Origin of the sequence: Intrasporangium sp. (genome assembly GCF_032907665.1) — a bacterium.
In the GTDB taxonomy this organism is placed as follows: domain Bacteria; phylum Actinomycetota; class Actinomycetes; order Actinomycetales; family Dermatophilaceae; genus Intrasporangium.
Genome location: NZ_JAJJPG010000086.1, coordinates 1 through 16,155, shown reverse-complemented (window position 1 = coordinate 16,155; position 16,155 = coordinate 1). Strand labels below are relative to the sequence as shown.

15 protein-coding genes and 1 riboswitch are annotated in these 16,155 nt (G+C 71.0%); of the genes, 6 read left to right on the top strand and 9 right to left on the bottom strand.

Features of this window, described 5'->3' with window-relative positions:
- The 4 genes from LOY02_RS13025 to LOY02_RS13010 form a co-directional block, all read right to left on the bottom strand.
- Positions 1 to 395: DsbA family protein (locus LOY02_RS13025; protein WP_317182789.1), on the bottom strand; the 395-nt coding region annotated here is incomplete at its 3' end.
- Between the two features lie 162 nt (positions 396 to 557).
- Positions 558 to 1,361, bottom strand: coding sequence for a C40 family peptidase (locus LOY02_RS13020; RefSeq protein WP_317182788.1), 804 nt, complete (start codon positions 1,359 to 1,361; stop codon positions 558 to 560).
- A gap of 3 nt (positions 1,362 to 1,364) precedes the next feature.
- Positions 1,365 to 1,527: riboswitch (cyclic di-AMP (ydaO/yuaA leader) on the bottom strand.
- Between the two features lie 125 nt (positions 1,528 to 1,652).
- Positions 1,653 to 2,411 carry a metal-dependent transcriptional regulator gene (locus tag LOY02_RS13015; protein ID WP_317182787.1) on the bottom strand — a complete coding sequence of 253 codons (759 nt, stop codon included), beginning with the start codon at positions 2,409 to 2,411 and terminating at the stop codon, positions 1,653 to 1,655.
- Between the two features lie 22 nt (positions 2,412 to 2,433).
- Positions 2,434 to 3,738 carry an MFS transporter gene (locus LOY02_RS13010; protein WP_317182786.1) on the bottom strand — a complete coding sequence of 435 codons (1,305 nt, stop codon included), beginning with the start codon at positions 3,736 to 3,738 and terminating at the stop codon, positions 2,434 to 2,436.
- Between the two features lie 247 nt (positions 3,739 to 3,985).
- On the opposite strand from LOY02_RS13010, the gene LOY02_RS13005 reads away from it, so the two are divergent.
- Positions 3,986 to 5,140: a hypothetical protein gene (locus LOY02_RS13005; RefSeq protein ID WP_317182785.1), complete on the top strand. Its 1,155-nt coding sequence runs from the start codon at positions 3,986 to 3,988 to the stop codon at positions 5,138 to 5,140.
- Positions 5,141 to 5,482: 342 nt separating this feature from the next.
- On the opposite strand, the gene pdxH is transcribed toward LOY02_RS13005, so the two are convergent.
- On the bottom strand, positions 5,483 to 6,178 hold the full coding sequence (gene pdxH, locus LOY02_RS13000; protein WP_317182784.1) for a pyridoxamine 5'-phosphate oxidase: 696 nt from the start codon (positions 6,176 to 6,178) through the stop codon (positions 5,483 to 5,485).
- A 50-nt stretch (positions 6,179 to 6,228) separates the two neighbouring features.
- Here pdxH and LOY02_RS12995 point away from each other — a divergent pair, with 50 nt between their 5' ends.
- Entirely contained in the window at positions 6,229 to 6,633 is a 405-nt protein-coding gene (locus LOY02_RS12995) for a hypothetical protein (RefSeq protein ID WP_317182783.1), read from the top strand.
- 189 nt (positions 6,634 to 6,822) lie between these two features.
- Here the strand turns inward: LOY02_RS12995 and LOY02_RS12990 are convergent, their stop codons facing one another.
- Positions 6,823 to 7,461: a pentapeptide repeat-containing protein gene (locus LOY02_RS12990; protein WP_317182782.1), complete on the bottom strand. Its 639-nt coding sequence runs from the start codon at positions 7,459 to 7,461 to the stop codon at positions 6,823 to 6,825.
- 114 nt (positions 7,462 to 7,575) lie between these two features.
- Between LOY02_RS12990 and LOY02_RS12985 the strand changes: the two genes are divergently transcribed.
- From LOY02_RS12985 to LOY02_RS12975, 3 genes are all read left to right on the top strand, one after another.
- The gene (locus LOY02_RS12985; RefSeq protein WP_317182781.1) at positions 7,576 to 8,697 is read left to right on the top strand and encodes a citrate synthase 2; all 1,122 of its coding nucleotides are present in this window, start codon (positions 7,576 to 7,578) and stop codon (positions 8,695 to 8,697) included.
- Positions 8,698 to 9,516: 819 nt separating this feature from the next.
- Entirely contained in the window at positions 9,517 to 10,665 is a 1,149-nt protein-coding gene (gene serC / locus LOY02_RS12980) for a phosphoserine transaminase (RefSeq protein ID WP_317182780.1), read from the top strand.
- A 165-nt stretch (positions 10,666 to 10,830) separates the two neighbouring features.
- Positions 10,831 to 12,183: a hypothetical protein gene (locus LOY02_RS12975; protein ID WP_317182779.1), complete on the top strand. Its 1,353-nt coding sequence runs from the start codon at positions 10,831 to 10,833 to the stop codon at positions 12,181 to 12,183.
- Positions 12,184 to 12,299: 116 nt separating this feature from the next.
- On the opposite strand, the gene LOY02_RS12970 is transcribed toward LOY02_RS12975, so the two are convergent.
- From LOY02_RS12970 to LOY02_RS12960, 3 genes are all read right to left on the bottom strand, one after another.
- Positions 12,300 to 13,577, bottom strand: coding sequence for an MFS transporter (locus LOY02_RS12970; RefSeq protein ID WP_317182778.1), 1,278 nt, complete (start codon positions 13,575 to 13,577; stop codon positions 12,300 to 12,302).
- On the bottom strand, positions 13,574 to 14,020 hold the full coding sequence (locus LOY02_RS12965) for a MarR family transcriptional regulator (RefSeq protein WP_317182777.1): 447 nt from the start codon (positions 14,018 to 14,020) through the stop codon (positions 13,574 to 13,576). Before LOY02_RS12965 ends, LOY02_RS12970 begins: the two co-directional genes overlap by 4 nt.
- 189 nt (positions 14,021 to 14,209) lie before the next feature.
- Positions 14,210 to 15,706: an NCS2 family permease gene (locus tag LOY02_RS12960; RefSeq protein WP_317182776.1), complete on the bottom strand. Its 1,497-nt coding sequence runs from the start codon at positions 15,704 to 15,706 to the stop codon at positions 14,210 to 14,212.
- 83 nt (positions 15,707 to 15,789) lie between these two features.
- Here LOY02_RS12960 and LOY02_RS12955 point away from each other — a divergent pair, with 83 nt between their 5' ends.
- The gene (locus tag LOY02_RS12955) at positions 15,790 to 16,038 is read left to right on the top strand and encodes a DUF2530 domain-containing protein (RefSeq protein WP_317182775.1); all 249 of its coding nucleotides are present in this window, start codon (positions 15,790 to 15,792) and stop codon (positions 16,036 to 16,038) included.
- Positions 16,039 to 16,155: the final 117 nt, after the last annotated feature.

The following is a 16,155-nucleotide window of genomic DNA, read 5'->3' as shown; positions in this document are numbered from 1 at the left end:
GCGGCGGCCTGCAGCGCCGGCCCACCCATCTCGAGGGCCAGGGCGCACAGGCGATGGGCGTCGAACGTGTTGGCGCGGACGGCAGTGTGCCAGTCGAAGCTGAGCCCGTCTCCCACCGCCTCCTCGCTGACCCGAGCATTCATGAGACGGCCCCCTTCCACGCCCCCGCCGTACTTGCGGCCCAGGTGCTCGGCCACTCCCATCGACTCACCCACGGGGACCGCAGGGTCGAGCTGGAAGGATCGCATGCGCATCGTGACGTCATGGGGACGCTCGAAGGACGCGATCGCCGCCTCCATCCGCCGCTTGGCGATCCAGCACCACGGGCAGACGAGGTCCGACCAGATCTCCAGGGCAACGCGGGTCGTGGACTCGGCAGCGGACTGGTTGGTCATCGCCTCAGTCTTGCATGGCCCTCCGGGCCTGCCGATCACGCCGGTGGGTGCGAGTGGGTCCCGGATGGCCAGGCGTGTCGGGCCCGACCGAGGGCCGGGACGCGACGAGACCCCCGCCGGTGGTGGTGGGGGCCTCGGGCGCGAGTGTCAGGACGGCGTGCGTCAGTAGCGGCCGTAGCCGGACGGCGTCGTCCAGATCGAGTGGTAACCGATGACGGTCCCCGGGCGCTGTGCATCGATCATGCGGCCCGGGCTGACGTAGATGCCGACGTGGTAGGCCGGGTAGCCGAAGAAGACGAGGTCGCCGGGCTGCGGGCTGCTCACCCGCGTCGCGCTGGCCTGCTGCTGCGAGGCGGTGCGAGGGATGGAGATGCCGGCTTGGCGGTAGACCCAGGAGGTGAAACCGGAGCAGTCGAAACCACTCGGGGAGTTGCCTCCATAGACGTAGGGAACGCCGAACATCGACTGGGCGATGCCGACGATGCCCGAGGCAGACGGGGCGGGGTCCGCAATGGGGGTGCGCTCGGTCGTGGTCCGCGACGCACGCTCCGCCGCCTGACGACGCTCCTCAGCCGCGCGCTCGGCCGCCTCGGCCCGAGCAGCCGCCTCGGCCCGCTCCTTCTCGACGACGACGTCCTTGATGACGATCGGCTTGGGCGCCTTGGCCTTCTTCGTCGTCGCCTGCTCCGCGAAGCCGATGGCGTTGAGCGCGCTCGCAGCCTTCACGGTCGCGGAGGCGGGGCCGACGACCGCGGCGCTGCTCGGGGTGACGTTCGCGGCCGCGACCGCCTGACCGTCGGCAGCGAAGGAGGGCTGGGCGAACGTCGCGACGAGACCGCCGGAGGCCGCCACGACCGCGGCACCCTTGACGGCCGGCTGCGCCGACTCCTTCGCAATGACCTTGAGCTCTGAAAGCGGGTTGTAACGACCGGGGGCGCGGTGGCGGCCGGCAACGTTCTGAGCCACGTGTGTACCTCTCGACGCCTGCGAGGTGAGCTGTCGGGTTCGGGTGGGAGGTACTACCCGGCCCTCGCTCGGACCCGAAGGTCCTCGGAGGACTTGACCCCAAGGGCGTCTCACGACGCCCGGAGAGATTGGTTCCCCCGCTCCTGCCATGCGGTGTGGTCGCGAGCCCCTGACCGGTGGCAGGACTTGGCGATCCGGTCCGAAGCACCCACCCCTTCGGGCGAGCCCGCTCAAACTATCCAAACCGCCCGCCGTTTGTCACGCCCTGATCACGGTCTGTTGACAACTTTTTCAGGCCGGGCCCGCTGGAGCGGTCCCGGAGCCGCTTCCAGCAGCACCCCCGACGCGGTTGTCGACTCCGGTCTGCCCGAACACATGGACGGCGATGTCCTGGGGAAGCGACACCCCCGCCGACCGGTCCACGCCGTCTCGGCAGACGATGATCCTTCCGTCCTCGCGCACGACGGACACCCGCTCGCCCGGCATGATCCCCGCCGAGGTGAGCAGTGCCAGCGCGTCCGGGTCCACCTGGACCGGCTCGCCGATGCGGCGGATCGTCACCGTGGCGGGCTCGGCGACAGCCACCTCGGTGAGGGACACCAGACCCGTGCGGAAGTCCCCGGACACGTCCAGTCCGAGCTCGTCGAGGCCGGGGATCGGGTTGCCGTAGGGGGATTCCCGCCCGTCCGTGATGAGACCGAGGATCTTGCGCTCGACCTTCTCGGACATGACGTGCTCCCACCGGCACGCCTCCTCGTGGGCGTACTCCCACTCGAGGCCGATGACGTCGACGAGCAGTCGCTCGGCCAGGCGGTGCTTGCGCATGACCCGGGTGGCGAGCAGGCGGCCCCGCTCGGACAGCTCGAGATGGCGGTCGCCGCTGACCGCCACGAGCCCGTCCCGCTCCATGCGCGCGACCGTCTGCGACACCGTGGGGCCGGAGTGCCCGAGCCGCTCGGCGATCCGGGCACGGAGGGGCACGATGCCCTCCTCCTCGAGCTCGTAGATCGTGCGCAGGTACATCTCGGTGGTGTCGATGAGGTCGGTCACGCACCTACTCTCTCAAAATCCGTCACGTCCCGCGTTGGCCGTCGCGGCTCGCCCCGCTCGCCCCGCTCGCCCCGCGCGCGCCGCTCGCGTCGTCGCGACTCGTGCCGCGTTGCTCGCCCTGGCGCCGCAGTCTGGTCGGGTCGTGACGCGGAACCCAGATCCGCAGCCAGCCCGCGCCGATGACCGCCCCGACGCCCAGGACGACGGAAGCCGCGCCGAGAGTCATGACGGCCGTCAACCCGGACAGGGCGACCGGTCCCGCGGCCCGCCCCAGGTCCGCGCAGAGCCGCCACCCCCCGAGGAACTGGGCCCGGGCCTCGGGCGGGGCGGCATCGGCGCCCAGGGTCATGATCAGTCCCGCCCCCAGGCCGTTGCCGAGGCCGAGGACGGTCGCCGCGGCCGTGACGGCGACGAGGGTGGTGCTGAGCGGAAGGAGGGCCATGCCCAGGCCGAGCACGAGCATGCTCGGGACCGCGGCCGCGACCCGGCCGTGTCGGTCCATGAGCCAGCCCGACGGGTAGAAGAGGAGCATGTCGACGCCCCCCGCGATGCCGAAGACGAGCGCGGTCTGCGCGGGTGAGAGTCCGACGGACTCGGCCCACAGCGGCACGAGCGCCTCCCGGACGGCTCGGGCGCCGGACACCCACAATGCGCCGACGCCGAGCGTGAGGAGCACCGGGCGGTGCTCCAGGAGGACCGAGCCGACCGATCGTCGGGCGGCGGTCGTGGCGCCCGCCCTGCCGGGGGCGGTGATGTCCGGCGCGACGAGCACGAGGACGAAGGCCGCGAGACTGGCGATCCCGCCCACGAGGTAGGCCGCGTTGACGTCCCACCTCGCCACGACGACCGATCCGAGGAACGGCCCGACGAAATAGCCGATGCGGTGCACGCCCCCGAGGGTCGAAAGGGCCCTGGCTCGCATTCGGACGGGCACCGCCTCGGTGAGATACGCCTGCCGGGCCAGCCCGAAGAGCGAGCCGGCGAGTCCGATGACGAGCACGCCGGCGAAGAGCGCGGTCAGCGAGCGGGCGGTGGCCGACATGAGCATCCCGACCGCTTCGATGACGGCCGCGACGAGCAGGGCGCGGCGCTCCCCGATGCGGGCGGCGAGGGCCCCGGAGGGCAGGTCGCCGAGCAGCGTGCCCAGACCGAGCGCCGCGACGAGGAGCGCGGCGACGCCGACCGAGGCGCCGAGCTCGCGGGCGGAGACGGCGATGATCGGAGCGACCGCGCCGGCACCGGTCGAGCCGAGCAGCGTCGGCCCGTAGGCCGAGAGCGCGATGGCTCGCAGCGTCCCCCGCGAACCCGGCACTGGCTGCCCGGTCATCCTTCGAACTCTACGGCTCCGCGGTCCGCTCGGTGGGCCGTGGTCACAGTGTGGTCAGGCGACCTGCCGGCCCTCGTGCTCAGCGGTCTCGGACGTGCCACGGGGGCCTAACGATTGCGTATCTGCGCTCGCTCCGTCTCGTCGGTCCCGGAAACCATGGCGTCGTGGCCAGTTCGCGCAGCACGCATCTCACGGGCCCGCCGTATGCCGCTGGGCTCGCTGCCCGGGCCACGGCGGAGCGGGTGCCGTGACGGCTCCCGGACCCGCCGGGCCGGGTCCGCGCGGAAGCGTGCTGTCGGCCTCCTTCGCCCTCGTCGCGGCGGCTGCCCTCGCCGTGTCCCTCGCATCCTCGGTGGCCACGGTGGTCGTCGGAGTCGTCGTCCTCGGGGTCCTCCACGCGATCCTCGAGCTGCGGTACGTCGCCGGGCGGTTCGCGGGCCTCGCGCTCAGGCTGGGGCGGCCGTTCCTTCGCACCGTCGCGCTGCTGCTGGCCGGCATCGTCGTCAGCCGGCTCCTCGGCGGTGTCCTCGGGAGACCAGCCGACATCGCGGAGATCCTCCTCGGCTACGCGATCGTGGGCCTGGCGCTCCCCCACGTCCTCGCCCCCACCCGAAGGAACGTCGGGTGGGCCCTGACCGCAGCGGCCGCGGCTCTGTCGCTCCTCTGGCCGGACCAGCACTTCCTCGTCCTCGCGCACCTGCATCTCGTCGCTGTCGTCGCCTTCCTGTGGGAGTGGTCCCGGCGCCTGCCGTCGGTGCGCACTCGCATTCTCTTCCGCTCGGTGCAGCTCGCCTGGGCGATGGTCGTCCCTGTCGCCGTCCTCCTCGGCCTCGCCGACGCGTGGCTGGGCACCGACCCCGCCTTCGTGCGCAGCCTCGTCGATGACGGGCGCGCGGTCGTCGCGGCCATCGTCCCGCCCGGCGAGGCCGGGACGGTCCTCGGAGCGCGGCTGGTCACCGTCTTCGCCTTCCTCCAGACGATGCACCTGCTCACGTGGGTTGTCTTCTTCCCGCACCGTGCCCCGGACGCGGCAGCGGGCCTCGAGGAGCTGTTCCCCTGGCTGACGGGCGCCCGGGTCTGGGCCATCGGCTTCCTCGCCGCAGCGTTCTTCGCGGTCGTCCTCGTCGGCGACTACTCCAGCGGAGTGCTGCTTCAGGACGCCCTCACCCTGCCGCACGTCTACGTCGAGGTACCGCTCCTGCTGGCTCTGCTCGCTCGGAGCCCGCTGACCAGCGAGTCGGACCACCCCGAGCCCGCTCCCACGACAGCCCAGGGGACACCGCAGGCGCCGCCAGAGGTACCGGTGCAAAACCCCTTGGCTCACGCGGCGAACGCGTCGTACGGTCGAGGAAGCAGCAAGGAAGGAGGTGATCCGAGAAGTGATTTCTTCCGGAACGTGTGAGGTGGCCACGCGATAGTCGCGCCCCATCCACACCGCGGATGACGCAGGGCAGTCCGACTGGTTCGGGCTGCCCTGCTGCGTCCTCCCGCTTCGTCGAGTGGCCCCGAACGCAGCCCCCCTAACCCGTCGAGTGGCCCCGAATGCAGCCCCCCAACCCGTCGAGTGGCCCCGAATGCAGCCCCCCAACCCGTCGAGTGGCCCCGAATGCAGACCCCGGCGCAGCTCTTGTGGCCACTCGACTCAGGGTGTGCGCAGCACGTGGGGCCACTCGACTCAGGGTGTGCGCGGCACATGGGGCCACTCGACTCAGGGGGCCGTGGCGAGAGCGCCCACCGAGGCTCGTCAGGGTTGGCGCCGGGAGAGGGCCCAGGACGCAGCGTCGGCGAGGTTGCCCTCGCCGGTCCGGCTGAAGACGAGTCGGTCGTGGAGGCGGTTGCGCCGGCCCGCCCAGAACTCGACCTCGTCGCAACGCACCCGCCAGCCACCCCAGAAGTCGGGGACCGGCACGTCACCGTGCTGCCCGCGGTCCGGGAACCGGGCCAGCGCCTCGTGCCACCGGCGCTCGAGGTCTTCCCGGCCCGCAGCGGGTTGGGACTGGTCTGACGCCCACGCGGAGAGGCGGGAGCCGTAGGGCCGTGAGTCGAAGTACTCCTCGACCTCCGTCCTGGTGACGAGCTCGGCCACGCCTCGGAACCGGATCGCCCGGAAGATCGCGGGCCAGGTGAGTCCGGCCGCGATCCGCGGGTTGGCCTCGAGCTCGAGGCTCTTGGTCGAGCGGAGGTTCGTCACAAAGCCGGGACCCTGCTCGTCGAAGAAGCGCATGAGGACGGTCCGGACGTTCGGGGCGCCGTCGGCATCGACCGTCGCCACGTGCAGCGCCATCGGCTCGGAGACGTCCACGCGCGCCGCAGCGGCGGCGAGGGCGTCGTCGACCCACGCCCGCACCTGGAGATACGGCGACTCGAGCACGTCGCTCTCGAGCAGCCCGTCGCCGTGGTAGTCGATGCGACCGGTGTCCATCGGATCGGGTCTGACCATGGGGCCAGACTAGGGTTTGCGCAAAGGCCCCCGGCACGAGGAGTCGTCACATGGCAGGCAAGAGCAAGGCGGTCGCGAAGGTCGTCAAGGTGGGCGCGAAGTACGGCCCGCAGATCTGGGTCGCGAGCAAGGCGATCCGGGAGCCGGCCAAGGAGGCCGCCCAGAAGGTCATCGCCAGCGAGAAGGCCCGCAAGAGCGCCTTCGACCACGCCAAGTCCCTTGCCGACGGCAGCATCCTCAAGGTCTACGAGGGCGACCAGTCGCTCTGGATCGTCTTCAGCGGCGACACGGCGATCACCGTGTACCCCGTCTCGGAGACGCCGCTTCCTCGCCTCCTCCAGGGCGCCGACCTGACCAAGCGCATCCGTCCCACCGACAAGCTGACCGCGAGGGACCGCGCCAAGGACGCCGCCACCTCCGCGCTCCGGCGCGGCAAGCCGGGCGCCATCAACTGACTGCTGGGGTATGCCGCTGAGCCGGCTCCCGCTCGCCCCCTTCCTGCTCGGGTGGCCCCGTCGTGCACAGCGCACCTGGGGACATCCGGGCCACTCGACACCGTTCGGTGCATCTCGCCCTGCTCGGGTGGCCCCGTCGTGCACAGCGCACCTGGGGACATCCGGGCCACTCGACGCCGTCGGGCCTCGTCAGTCCGTCACCCGCAGGCCGAGCTCGGCAGCGAGCGGCTCGGCGAGGTCGAGGAGCTGAACCCGGCTCACCGTCGCCCCCTTCAACGAGGCCACGCCACGTGGAGCCCGCAGCGTCGCCCCGGAGAGGTCGAGACCGGCATACGACCCCTTCCCGAACTCCGGCTCGACGAGCGTGCACCCGTCGAAGACCAACCCGTCGACGGTGGCCTCGCTGAGGTCGAGCTCGCTGACGACGCAGTCGACGAAGCGGACGTCCTTGAGGCGGGCGCCGCGCAGGTTGAGGAAGTCGATCCGGCTGGCGCGGACGGTGACGTCGCGCCATGTCGAGCCCCCGGCAGCCACCGCCGCCAACCGGGAGCCCTCTATCGCCAGGTCGGCGAGGCTCGCCCGCGCCAGGTGTACCCCGGCACCGTGGGCGCGCTCCCAACGGCACTCCGACCAGCGCGTCGCCTCGAGGTGCACGTCGTCGAGCACGCACCCGACGAGCGTGCACTCGAGGAAGCTGCCGCCCTCGAGATGACCCCTGCTGAAGTCCGTGGCCTCGAAACGGACGAGGTCGAAGTCGGTGTCGAGCCCGGCTTCCCGTCCTGTGAGAAGTGGGTGCGGGAAGACGGACTGGTCCGGCTCGGGCGGCATACGGTGAGTTTGTCAGCCCCGTCGGCCCCCGGCTGCCCTGCCGCGTGCAGAATGGCTGTTGGCCCACACCGGGTGCAACCCACCCCGGTGACCTCGAACGTGACAAGGAACGTCATGGCAGACCATGCTCCCGACCCGGACTTCAAGCCAGGCCTCGAAGGAGTCGTCGCCTTCGAGTCGACGATCGCCGAGCCGGACAGGGAGGGCGGCGCACTGCGATATCGCGGGGTCGACATCGAGGACCTCGTCGGGCACATCTCGTTCGGCAACGTCTGGGGGCTGCTCGTCGACAACAAGTTCAACCCCGGCCTGCCACCAGCTGAGCCCTATCCCCTGCCGGTGCACACCGGTGACGTCCGGGTCGACGTCCAGTCCGCCCTCGCGATGCTGGCTCCCGGCTGGGGTTTCAAGGCGACGCTCGACATCGAGCCGGAGGAGGTCCGCGAGAACCTCGCGCGCGCCGCTGTCATGGCCCTCTCCTTCGTCGGCCAGTCGGCTCGCGGTCTCGACAAGCCGATGGTGCCGCAGTCGGAGGTCGACAAGGGCAAGACGATCACGGAGCGCTTCCTCATCCGCTGGCGCGGGGAGCCGGACCCCAAGCACGTCGAGGCGGTCGACGCCTACTGGGTGTCCGCGGCGGAGCACGGCATGAACGCCTCGACCTTCACCGCGCGCGTGATCACCTCGACGGGCGCGGACGTCGCCGCAGCGCTCTCCGGAGCAGTCGGCGCGATGTCGGGCCCGCTCCACGGCGGCGCCCCGTCACGGGTGCTGCACATGCTCGACGGGGTCGAGGAGCAGGGTGACGCGACGGCCTACGTCAAGGGGGTGCTCGACCGCGGGGAGCGGCTCATGGGCTTCGGCCACCGCGTCTACCGGGCGGAGGACCCGCGGGCTCGCGTCCTGCGGTCGGCCGCCGAGCGCCTCGGGGCGCCGCGGTTCGAGACCGCGGCCGCCCTGGAGAAGGCCGCGCTCGAGGAGCTCCAGGCCCGTCGGCCCGACCGGGTCCTCGCGACGAACGTCGAGTTCTGGGCCGCGGTCGTGCTCGACTTCGCCGAGGTCCCGCCGCAGATGTTCACGCCGATGTTCACCTGTGCCCGCACCGCCGGCTGGTCCGCGCACATCCTCGAGCAGAAGGTGACCGGTCGACTGATCCGGCCATCGTCCCGCTACATCGGCGAGGGCCCGCGGAAGCCGGAGGACGTCGAGGGCTGGTCACCCGATCTCGCCCACTGAGCCGGCGCCGCAGCAGTCTCGTCGACCTGGGTGCGTCGCCTCGAGCCGACGCATCCAGGTTACCGCCCCAGATGAGGGCCGACTGGTGACTCACCATCGCACGGCCGCCGAAGTGGAGGAACGCTGCACGCGACGCAAGCCGGTTCCAGTCGAGGTCGTCCACCGGCGCCCGGATCGCGTACCAGCCGCGCCGCAGGGGATGAGCTCGGCCCTCGGCCACCGCACGCGCCACCGCATCCGAGTCCAGGCCGGCCGCCCGGGCCCACGCCGCGGAGAAGACCTCGCGGCGAGCCAGGTGTGAGAGATCCATGACAGCAGGGTGGCCCGTTCCGGTCTGCCGGCGGACGCTCCCGGGACACCAGTGGACGATGTCGCACCCTCCCCGGGGGGATGTGGACAGCGCCGCACGACAGGCTGCTCCTGTCGCCAGCTCTGCGCAGGAAACCGACCGTTCCTCCGGCGCTGCTCCAACCTCGATGCGCCCCCTCGAAGCGACGCATCCAGGTCGGGCGAGACATTCTTCCGACACATGCTCCTCGAGGCGACGCATCCAGGTCGTCGCGACGCTCGCGAGGGACCGGGTGGCACGGACGGGGCCGGGCAGCGCGACGCTCGCGAGAGGCAGGGCGGCGCGAGCGCGCCCTGGGAGCGGGAGCCGGCCCAGCGGCATACGGCAGCCTGCGTGTGGTCGTCCACACACCGGGCGCGCGTGTCCAACTCGCGGGCACCTGCGGTTCAATGGGTCGGTGACAACGGCGTCACCTGCCATCAACACGCCCGCCACCTCCGCGCAACGTGGCCCCATCCCAAGGTGAAACCGTGACCGACGCCCCCGCGACTGCGACCACCCCCGCCATCACGATCCCGAGCGAGCTGCTGCCGTCCGACGGACGCTTCGGCTCCGGCCCCTCGAAGGTGCGTCCCGAGCAGGTCGAGCACCTCGCCGGCCTCGGTCGCACGGTCCTCGGCACCTCGCACCGGCAGGCCCCGGTCAAGAACCTCGTCGGCTCGGTCCGCGACGGGCTCCGAAGCCTGCTGAGCCTCCCGGACGGCTACGAGATCATCCTCGGCAACGGCGGCTCGACGGCGTTCTGGGACATCGCGGCGTTCGGTCTGGTCCGCGAGCGGGCGCAGCACCTGGCCTTCGGCGAGTTCTCGAGCAAGTTCGCCACGGTGACGCAGAAGGCCCCGTTCCTCGGTGACTCGACCATCATCAAGGCCGACCCGGGCACGCTCGCCACGCCTCGCGCCGAGGAGGGCGTCGACGTCTATGCGTGGCCGCACAACGAGACGTCCACGGGCGTCATGGCCCCGGTCCACCGCGTCGAGGGAGCTGACTCCGATGCGCTCGTCCTCATCGACGCGACCTCCGGCGCGGGCGGCCTCCCCGTCGACATCACGCAGGCCGACGTCTACTACTTCGCCCCGCAGAAGTGCTTCGCCTCCGACGGCGGGCTCTGGCTGGCGGCCTTCTCCCCCGCCGCACTGGCGCGGGTCGAGGAGATCGCGGCGACGGGCCGCTGGGTGCCCGACTTCTTCAGCCTGCCGACCGCGATCGACAACTCCCTGAAGAACCAGACCTACAACACCCCGGCCGTCGCGACCCTCGCGATGCTCGACGCGCAGCTCCAGTGGCTCAACGGCAACGGGGGCCTGGAGTGGGCTGCCGCGCGCACCAAGGACTCGTCGACGCGGCTGTACGAGTGGGCCGAGGCGACGTCCTACACGACGCCCTACGTCGCCGACCCAGCCGCCCGGTCGCAGGTCGTCGGCACCATCGACTTCGACGACGCGATCGATGCGTCCGCGATCGCGAAGACGCTGCGCGCCAACGGCATCGTCGACGTCGAGCCCTATCGCAAGCTCGGCCGCAACCAGCTCCGGGTCGGCATGTACCCAGCCGTGGAGCCGGAGGACGTGAGCACGCTGACCCGGGCCGTCGAGCACGTGGTCTCCCAGCTCGGCTGAGCCGTCCCCTGAGGCGTATGCCGCTGAGCGGGCTCACCCTCACCGCTGACGTCGCGGGCCTCCTCCTCGGCGAGGCGTGACCTCTGGCCGGATCTCTCGTTGTCCACCATGAGTCGCCGACACGGCGGCTCAGGCACAGGTCGGCACGGGAGTCCAGGAGTCACCATGGTCCGGATCGTCAGCGTCTCGGAGGCCGCACGCCGCGTGGCGGCCGTCCTGCCCGCCATCGCCGTCGCGACGACCGGCGTCGTCCTGACCGCGGGGGCGGCGCCCTGGGGGCCGACGTCGGCCCTCACGGTGCCCGACGAGGCGCTCACCGAAGGCGCGAGCCCGCCCTATCCGAGCGCGGGACCGCCTCCGCCCCCGATGCAGCTGCCACCGATCTACCGCACCTTCACCGACCCGTTCCCCACGGTCGACGTGCCCCGGTCGACGGGTCAGGCCGTGCGGGCGATCGGTTCGATGGCGCCGGTGCGGATCGACGCCCACGGCATCCCGGCCCCCGCCCTGGCGGCCTACGAGCGGGCGGCGGCCCTGCTGCGTTCAGTCGATGCTGCGTGCGGTCTCGACTGGGCCCTGCTCGGGGCCATCGGACGGGTCGAGAGCAACCACTCCCGGTTCGGCGGGAACAGCCTCGACAGTGCCGGGATCGCCAGGCCGGGGATCATCGGCATCGCTCTCGACGGCAGCCATGGGACGGCGCGGATCACCGACACCGATGGTGGCCGCTGGGATCGCGACGACGTCTTTGACCGGGCGGTCGGTCCGATGCAGTTCATCCCGGGCACCTGGCGAATCGCCGGCCGTGACGCCGATGGCGACGGAGCCATGAACCCGCAGAGCATGGCCGACTCGGCGGCAGCCGCTGGCGTGTATCTCTGCTCCGGCGACGGGGACCTCCGCGATCCGAACGACGCCTACGCCGCCGTGCTGCGTTACAACCACTCCGATGACTACGCCCGGAGCGTGCTGTCCATCGCCGAGGCCTATCGGTCCGGCGCGACCGTGGTGCCCGTCGCCGCGATCCCGGCGGCCCGACCTGCCGAGGGTTCGGGCGCAGGGACGCCGGAGGGATCGGGCTTCGGCTGGGGCGGCGGTTCCACGCCAACATCGTCCCCGTCGTCCTCGTCGTCCTCGACATCGAGCCCGACGGCGACCGCGTCACGGAAGAGCGAACCTGCCGCAGAGCCGGGCGATCGGACGGGCTCCCGTTCTGACCCCGTGCCGCAGCGGTCCGCGACCCGCGATGACCCGAGCAGCCCGGTGATCCCGCTGCCGAGCCTCCAGCGCCCGACGAGCACCGCGCCCGTGCCGACAGCGCCGGCAGTGCCGACGGTGCCGCTACCGGTCACGACAGTGCCGCTGCCGACCGGCACCATGCCGACCATCGAGCAGCTGCTGGCTCTGCCTCGGCTGCCCAGGCTCCTCGGCGACCCGCTCGGACTGGTCCGAGTCCTCAGCCCGGTCACCGGGCGGGTCGTGTGCATCCTCGGGGACGCTGTCGTCGACTGCCCGTGAGGTGGGAGGCTCCCCGGACGATCAGCCGCCCACGCCGTTGACGATGGAGGCCACCACGGCGATCGCGACGAAGAGCACGAGCGCAGCCACCGTCAGCCGGTGGCGGGTGCGGAAGTTCACTTGGCCACCTGCGGGGTCGTGGGCCGGTCGAGCCGGATTCGGAAGCGCGGCCGGCTCTGTGTCTCGAAGGTCACTGCCACATTCTGCCTTCGAGTGATCCACAGGACCACCGCGATCACGCTCAGCCCGACCGCGATGGTGCCGATGGCGATCGTCCACCGGGCTCCCCAGGCGTCGCCGATCCAACCGATCATCGGCGCGCCGACGGGGGTGCCGCCGAGGAAGATCGCCATGTAGAGGGACATGACCCGCCCTCGCATGACCGGGGAGACGCTCATCTGGACCATCGCGTTCGCCGTCGTCAGGGCGGTCAGGGCGAAGAGACCCGTCGGCACGAGGAAGATGGCGAAGAGCTCGTAGCTGGGGGCCGTCGCAAGCAGCGCCGTCGAGACGGTGAAGCCCACGAGGGCGAAGACGAGGACCCGAAGCCGCGGCGCGCGCCGGGCCGACAGCAGGGCCGCGGCCAGCGAACCGATGGCCATGATCGAGCCGAGCAGGCCGAACTCGCCCGGGCCCTTGTGGAACACCTGCGTCGACATGAGGGCCATCGTCACCTGGAAGTTCATCCCGAAGGTGCCGAGGACGAAGACGAGGCTCATGATGAGGATGAGGTCGGGCCGCCGACGCACGTAACGCAGGCCCTCGCGGATCTGCCCCTTGCCCCGGGCCCGCGGAACCGGGCTCAGGGCGGCCGTGTCGATCCGCAGCAGTGCCACGAGGACGAACACGAAGGTGACGGCATTGATGTAGAGAGCCGGCGCGATGCCGAACCACGCGATGACGAGGCCGGCAACGCCAGGTCCGACGAGGCGACCGAGGTTGAAGGACGCACTGTTGAGGGCGACCGCGTTGGCGAGGTAGTCGTGGTCGACCATCTCCGAGACGAAGGCCTGGCGCGACGGGTTGTCGATCGCGGTGGCCACGCCCTGCAGCAGGGCGAGAGCGTAGACGTGCCAGAGCTCGACGACACCGGTCCCGGTGAGCACGGCGAGGCCGAGTGCCGTGACGAGCAGGGCGGCCTGGGTCCCGAGGAGGATGTGCCGCTTGGGGAACCGGTCGGCGATCATCCCCGCCCAGGGTGCAAGGACGAGGAAGGGCAGGAACTGAAGGCCGGTGACGATCCCGAGCGCGGTGGCCGAGTGGTCGGTGAGCACGGTGAGGACGAGCCAGTCCTGGGCGACGCGGCCCATCCACGTGCCGACGTTCGACACGATCGCGCCTGAGGCGTAGCGGCGGTAGTTCGGCACTCCGAGCGAGTGGAAGGTGGGGCTCACCTGCTCGCCACCTTCGCGAGGACAGCACTCGCCTGCTGGAGCAGCTCGAGCTCGTCCTCGGTGAGGTTGGCGAATCGGTCCAGCATCCACTCGTCCCGGTGGCGGCGGACGCGGCGCAGGGCCTTGCGACCCTCGGGGGTGAGGGAGAGGATCACCTGACGCCCGTCCTTGGGGTCGTCGGCGCGGGCGACGTAGCCGGAGTCGACGAGGCAGCTCGTCGTCCGCTTCATGCTCGGCGCCGACACACGCTCGATGTCGGCGAGCTCGCTGTTGGTGCGCGGGGTGTCCTCGAGGCGGGCGAGCACCGACACCTGGTGGGGTGGCAGCTCCCGGTCGGACTCGTAGCGGACGCGGCGCGCGATGCGCATGCAGGCGAGCCGGATGTCGTTGGCCAGGGGCACGAGCCCGGGTCGGGCCAGTGGCTGGGGAGGTGGTGCGGTCATGCGGGGTCCTGAGTCAGGTGATGTGCTGTGCTCATTAGCCTAACTCATTAGTCGTGCTAATCATTCCTCGCCCCGGCCCGACCGGGATTGTCGCCCGTCTTGCGCTGGGCCCACCTCCGTGCGGAAGCGGGCCCAGCGGCATACGGCATTCGGTCGGGCCGCGAGCAGCACCCGACGCCGTCAGCAGGGCTAGACGAGCGCGTTCTCCAAGGGTGTCTTGATGAAGTAGATGACGAAGAACGCCGACACGATCCACAGGAGCGGGTGGACCTGGCGAGCGTGACCGCGGGCGATCTTGACGAGGACCCACGCGATGAAGCCCGCGCCGATGCCGACGGTGATGTTGTAGGTGAAGGGCATGAGCACGATGGTGAGGAAGGCCGGCAGCGCCACCTCCATGTCGTCCCACTCGATGTTCTTGACCTGCATCATCATGAGGAACCCGACGATGACGAGGGCGGGCGCGGCGGCCTCAGAGGGGACGATCGCGAAGAGGGGCGCGAGGAACGTCGTGAGGAGGAAGAGGACGCCTGTGACGACCGAGGCGAGGCCGGTGCGAGCACCCTCCTCGACGCCGGCCGCGGACTCGATGTAGCTCGTGTTGGAGCTGACGCCTCCGGCACCTCCGGCGATCGCCGCGACGGAGTCGACGACGAGGATCCGGTCGGTGTGGGGCGGGTTGCCCTCCTTGTCGAGCAGCTTGGCCTCGGTGCCGATGGCGACGACGGTGCCCATGGTGTCGAAGAAGTCGGCGAGGAGGAGCGAGAAGACGAACATGATCGCCGTGACCATCCCGAGCTTCTCGAAGGAGCCGAGCAGGTTGAACTGGCCGAGGATCCCGATGTCGGGGGTGTTCGTCACCGACTCCGGCAGCCGCGGCACGGTGAGCATCCACGACTCGGGGTTCTGCAGGCCCTGGTCGGTGTAGACGCGCGGCCCGATCCGGAAGACCGCCTCGACGATGATCGCGAGCACGGTGGCAGCGGCGATACCGATGAGGATCGCCCCCTTGACCTTGCGGATGAGCAGCACGGCAATGGTGAAGACGCCGAAGACGAAGACGAGCGTCGGCCACCCGTTGAGGCTGCCGCCGATGCCGAGCTCGCTCGGGACCGATCCCGGGCTCGTCGGGCGGCGCGCGAAGCCCGCGTCGATGACGCCGATGAAGGCGATGAACAGGCCGATGCCGACGGAGATCGCCACCTTGAGCGGCGCCGGGATCGCCCGGAAGACCGCCTTGCGGAATCCGGTGAGGACGAGGACGAGGATGATGACGCCCTCGATGACGACGAGGCCCATGAGGTCGGCGAAGGTGATCCCATCGGCCGCGTGCGTGAAGACCATGCCCGCGATGAGGCCGTTGATCCCGAGGCCGGCTGCGAGCGCGATCGGGAAGTTCGCGACGAGGCCCATGAGGATCGACATGACCCCCGCGACGAGGGCGGTGCCCACAGCGACGAGCAGCTTGCTCTGCTCGAGGTCGGCGACGCCGCCGATCATGAGCCCGGAGCCGTCCGTCACTCCGGACAGGATGATCGGGTTGAGCACGACGATGTAGACCATGGTGAAGAAGGTGACGACTCCGCCTCGGATCTCGCGGGCGACGCTCGACCCGCGCTCGGTGATCCGGAAGTAGCCGTCGAGTCCGGTTGGGGCCGGACGTTTCGTGGTGGTTTGGGTCGGCATGGCGGGCACTCTAGTGGCGCACGTCCGGTCGTGTGCCGTTTACCTCCGCCGGGCTGCCGAAAGTCATCACCTAGGCTGGCACCGTGACCGACCAGACCCCTCCGCGCCGCCCGGGAGAGCCCCTCGAGCCGGTCCACGTGCCCATGCTGAGGATCGTCGAGGCGGGCATCGTCGGCTGGGCCGTCGCGCTCGTCGTCACCCTCGTCGTCCCGGCGCTGCACGAGGGCGACCGCGACTGGTGGCCCTGGGCCTGCGTCGCCGGGATCGTGCTCGGCGCGATCGGCTGGCTGTATGTGAGGCGGGGGCGCGGCAACGCGCAGGACGCCACCTGACGAGACCCCAACGGGCCGTATGCCGCTGGGCTCAGCGCCGCTCGGACGTGTCCTCCGCAGGCGCATCCTCGTCGGACCCGGCCGGGGCCCCATCCTCGACGGTCTGCGCGGCAGGAA

What these genes read in the sequence shown, in the direction of transcription:
- LOY02_RS12975 (WP_317182779.1), top strand. Translation starts at nt 10,831, where the DNA reads ATGGTCCGGATCGTCAGCGTCTCGGAGGCCGCACGCCGCGTGGCGGCC.
- LOY02_RS13010 (WP_317182786.1), bottom strand. Translation starts at nt 3,738, where the DNA reads ATGACCGGGCAGCCAGTGCCGGGTTCGCGGGGGACGCTGCGAGCCATC.
- pdxH (WP_317182784.1), bottom strand. Translation starts at nt 6,178, where the DNA reads ATGGTCAGACCCGATCCGATGGACACCGGTCGCATCGACTACCACGGC.
- LOY02_RS12995 (WP_317182783.1), top strand. Translation starts at nt 6,229, where the DNA reads ATGGCAGGCAAGAGCAAGGCGGTCGCGAAGGTCGTCAAGGTGGGCGCG.
- LOY02_RS12985 (WP_317182781.1), top strand. Translation starts at nt 7,576, where the DNA reads ATGGCAGACCATGCTCCCGACCCGGACTTCAAGCCAGGCCTCGAAGGA.
- LOY02_RS12960 (WP_317182776.1), bottom strand. Translation starts at nt 15,706, where the DNA reads ATGCCGACCCAAACCACCACGAAACGTCCGGCCCCAACCGGACTCGAC.
- LOY02_RS12965 (WP_317182777.1), bottom strand. Translation starts at nt 14,020, where the DNA reads ATGACCGCACCACCTCCCCAGCCACTGGCCCGACCCGGGCTCGTGCCC.
- LOY02_RS12990 (WP_317182782.1), bottom strand. Translation starts at nt 7,461, where the DNA reads ATGCCGCCCGAGCCGGACCAGTCCGTCTTCCCGCACCCACTTCTCACA.